We start from the raw sequence: 4,084 nt of genomic DNA, 5'->3' as shown, positions 1-4,084 counted from the left end.
ATATACCGGTCAAAGCCCGGTTGCAGATCGGTACTAGAGTCATCTTCCAAGTTCACGTTGAATCACTCCTTACCCCCCAAGCAGCGACTATCGAGGTGGCCGCATAGGGGTGAGAACAGTTGCATAGAGCTAAATTGCGTTGATAACCATCATAATACAGATAATAACGCCTGTCGCAACGTTTTTAGATAACCCCGATGTGAGCATAGATTCCTTGGAGGACACTGGTTAGATGCGGGTTTGCACGATTAGGGTAAGACAACGTCGGGGGTTCGCCATCGCACGTAGATACACCGTTCCGGACGGCTTCGTGCTGCGGGTGTTAGGGACGTCATCGAAAATTAACACTGTTAATTTAGACCCCGGACGGTACCCATCGCCACCGGTTGGCAGAAGTGCCCCGTCATGATCGACGGGGCGCAATGGTGAAGTAAATCGCTTGGTAGAGAGGGGGATTACTGCGGATCAGACGAGAGCGTTGCAAGCAGGTCGCAGATAGTCTGTCGCGAGATGCCTTCTGGAAGCGTGAGCTTGATGACATTGCCCTTCTCTTCCCTCACCTCGATGCCAGAAATGAGCTCAAAGGGCTGAGTAATCTCAGCACTGCCGCCGGAAAGCGCTTGGGCCTCTGCGCCTATCTCTGCCAGCGCTATCGATCTTTTGCTGTACGGTTGCTGATCCTTTGCCCACAACAACAATTCGTCCAATTGAGGCTCGGATAGGGACTTAGTGATCTTACGCAAGGCTAGAACCGTTGGTCGGCCCGTACCTGTGCCCTCCGGCAGCAACTGGTAGAGAGGCAACGGGATCTCAATGGCTTGCAAGGCATAGTGTACTTCGGGGACAGTAACACCAAAGGCAGCGGCTACCGCAGCCTGATCCAATCCTTCGTCATTCTTGACTCGCGCATAGTGCTGGCCCTTGTCATAGAGAGAATTGGGGAGGGTGATGTTGGCTATCCGGCTCAACTCGCGTAACTCTGCAATACCCGACGCATCAGAGGCTTTTATGTAAGCAACGGGCAACCCCTTGCCTGCCAGCAACGCGCAGAAGCGGCGGCGCTGACCATCGAAGATCGCGTACCTTCCATTTTCATCACGGACGGCCAACACCTCCATGATGACGCCACCAGAGCTCACCGAACCAATCAGATCAGTCACGGTTTCTGCCGTCACACTGCTTTGCGACCGGACATTTGCCTCATGGATGTAGGTTAGCTTTCCAACCTTATCGGCCGGTACATAGGCCGAAGTCAGCGTCACGTTTCGGCCATCCTTTAGCCGTAGCACCCTGAATGCACCGGAGGTGATCACCGCCGCCGCCAGGGACGCTTCGGGGTCCGAGTTTGGACCATCATTAGCGCCTGTCAGGTTAAAAGAAGCGATATGACTACCCGTACCGGGGGTGTTGGCCGCTTTCTTTTTCAAAAAATCGCCATTTAATTCGTTGCGAGCCATTACTTAGCCACCTCTAGCACATTTGCAAAAAATTCTTGAATCACCATCTCGGCATTATATTGTGCGCGACTCAGCGAACTGGGTGCGCCTGAATAGTCATTACGGTGGATAGTGAACACAGTTCGGCCATCCTCAGAGACGACGGAGAACGGTCTGAGTAGTTCGAGAGGGTTTGTCAAAACCCGCACATGGTCGAGGTATCTCAGCAGTTTGAAATGGTCCAGGTGCTGCGGGTTGGTACCGTCATACTTGCTGGCCATAATCCAGACCGAGTCTGGGTTGAGCCGTGCCGTCGGAATACTGGCCAGCAGGCCGTGAATGGATTCGAGAAATTTCAGGGATGAATCGAGTTCTAGCGGGTCGAGCGAAATCGGGACAAACAGGCTGTCACACGCCTCCAAAGTATTGATTAACGCCCCATCCAGATGGGGTCCGACATCGCATAAAATGCAGTCAAATGAGTCCCTTAATGGATCTATCACAAATTTCGTGAGCAATTCCGACATGTTGACGCCCGTTTCGGCGGCATGTTGATGGGCCTGAAGCGAAAACAGACCATCAGCCCGCCCTGCAGGCATAACGAATAAACCGTCGCTGGAAGTAGGTAGCATCCATGACCTGACAGTGTCCGGCGTCGCGCGCGAAGCGATAGCCTCGATGGCTGAATGCTGGTCTTTCTTCCCGAGACCAGAAAAACCGAAGGCCAGCGAGGTCGATCCCTGTGGGTCAAGGTCGATTACGGCAACGCGCAGTTGGTGCTTTATCAGGTTGCGGTGATGAACGAGGCCGGTCGCGATGGTGACCAGGCTGGTGGTTTTACCTACACCGCCCTTCAGATTGATGCAGCCGACCACTCTCGCGCTCTGGCTCGCACCCAACACCTTATTCATCTCTGCGTAGGAGCGCTGGCCAGATGCCTTGTAGATAGCTCGCACATCGGCATGTGAATAGGAGTGGAGTGTTCGAGCATTATTTTTGCTGGGTTTTTGGTTAAACTCACGACCACTGTCTTCCAGAAGTTTGATGGCAGCATCGGCCTTGGCGCGAGTCATATTGGGTAAACGATGTAGTTGATACTGCGAGAACACTACCCCTTCCGGTTCATCCTCTCCGTTATCCCCAATACGCTCATTTTTGGCGTTTTCGAGATAGTCCAATGTAAATCGTGCCTCATCCCGTAAACTCTCAAAGCGCATAAGCTGTTGTTGTTTTGCCAGGTCAACGTCCATCATTGAGACTCCATTCACTAATTATAGTGGTCGATATGAAAAAGCATGATGGCCAAACATATCAGAACAAACGCTTGAGAGACAAACAAATCATAAGGTTGCCAATTAACAATCAAACATGAGCGTCATACGGCTCTTTTTCATGCCTGTTTTCGGAAATTAACACTGTTAATTTTGGAAAATCATCGAAAGGCAGCCCTCGCGAGCAAACCACAACGAGCGGCCAGAAACCCACAGAACCGACGCCAGCGACTTACTACGGGCCATAAACTTGCCCAAGGACATTGAGAAAGGACAGGCATTCATGCCACACAAACCCCACATCAACCAGAAAGAACCATTGCCCGCTTCAGAGTTCACCTACGACTCCCTCTGTACCCGATTCCGTAGAGCGAAGAGTGAGGACACCCTCGACATCATGTTTACCGGGGCAATGAACCGGATCGCCCGCGAGCTATCGGGCAAGGAACGATTCCAGGCTGAAATCGCGGCCGCCCGAGCCCTGGACAAATGCCAGCAAGATTTCGACCGAACAGTGCAGGGTGTAGAGAGAAAGGCCAACCACGTACTCAAGCAGATCAGCACCACTCATCGCCCCTACAACCCTAACGATGAGTTGCAGCGTCTACTGAGCGAGCTTTAACGTGAAATCGACCCCTGCTTGATGCCACACTGCAAAGCTGAGCGGCATTTTTAGTAAAAAATCAGTTTATTTTTGTGAATTAACAGGTCTATTTGAGTATTTTTTCAGTCATATCGGAGAAAACCGGTAAGAAATCAAGGTAAAACCCCTGTATTAGTAATTTATCCGTTTATTTTACTAATTTATCGCTTCCTTCTGAGCTTAAAGCCTCAATGGAGGCTCTAACGGGCAGTGCGGGACATGGGGGCCGAAAAATGCCCCCTAAAAGCACTGATGCTCTCCGGAATGGATGACTTTGAAAGGCAAAAGGTGAGGGTGTGCGAGTCTTTTGCGGACAACCAGCCGAGAAATGATGGCTGTCACGCGCAGCAGGGGGAGGGTCTTAAAAGTATCCTTCGCAGCGTTTCGGGTTGAAGTTAGCTACTAGGTCGGCAAGCTCATCTTCCAGTAAAGACAACTGGTTCATAAAGCTACCCTCGGCAATAGGCCGTGGCGGATTTTCCCCGAACAAAGAATGTGCGTAGTCCATGAGGATCTGCAGGGTGCGTTGTTTCACACGGAGGGTATCTCGGCAGTAGAGGTCATAGGGCATCCTCAGATAAAAGTGCAGCGTGATGTTGGCCATCTCCGCTTCGCAACCACTAGTGACTGCTCCCCGCCGCAAGCGGCGAGGCTTCCCACTTCTTAGGCCGCTACTGCCGAATTGGCAGATTGACGCTGGCCTCCATGGGTAGAAACGACGAGTCCCGCCGCCT

The 4,084-nt window shown here is 51.9% G+C and carries 4 protein-coding genes; 1 reads left to right on the top strand and 3 read right to left on the bottom strand.

Annotation, left to right across the window (positions count from 1 at the left end; all coding sequences use genetic code 11):
* Window positions 1–455 precede the first annotated feature (455 nt).
* On the bottom strand, window positions 456–1,457 hold the full coding sequence (locus tag PG883_RS22720) for a ParB N-terminal domain-containing protein (protein WP_161507962.1): 1,002 nt from the start codon (window positions 1,455–1,457) through the stop codon (window positions 456–458).
* Window positions 1,457–2,689, bottom strand: a complete 1,233-nt coding sequence (locus tag PG883_RS22715) for a ParA family protein (RefSeq protein ID WP_114522803.1) — start codon at window positions 2,687–2,689, stop codon at window positions 1,457–1,459. The genes PG883_RS22720 and PG883_RS22715 overlap by 1 nt, the downstream gene beginning before the upstream one ends.
* 301 nt (window positions 2,690–2,990) lie before the next feature.
* Here PG883_RS22715 and PG883_RS22710 point away from each other — a divergent pair, with 301 nt between their 5' ends.
* Window positions 2,991–3,329, top strand: coding sequence for a hypothetical protein (locus tag PG883_RS22710; protein ID WP_114522804.1), 339 nt, complete (start codon window positions 2,991–2,993; stop codon window positions 3,327–3,329).
* Window positions 3,330–3,711: 382 nt separating this feature from the next.
* On the opposite strand, the gene PG883_RS22705 is transcribed toward PG883_RS22710, so the two are convergent.
* Entirely contained in the window at window positions 3,712–3,954 is a 243-nt protein-coding gene (locus PG883_RS22705) for a hypothetical protein (RefSeq protein WP_161507963.1), read from the bottom strand.
* Between the last annotated feature and the right edge of the window lie 130 nt (window positions 3,955–4,084).

Origin of the sequence: Aeromonas sp. QDB25, assembly GCF_027707725.1 — a bacterium.
Lineage (GTDB): Bacteria > Pseudomonadota > Gammaproteobacteria > Enterobacterales > Aeromonadaceae > Aeromonas > Aeromonas caviae.
Note: the sequence above shows the minus strand (reverse complement) of the source record. Positions and strands in the feature narration are given on the sequence as shown.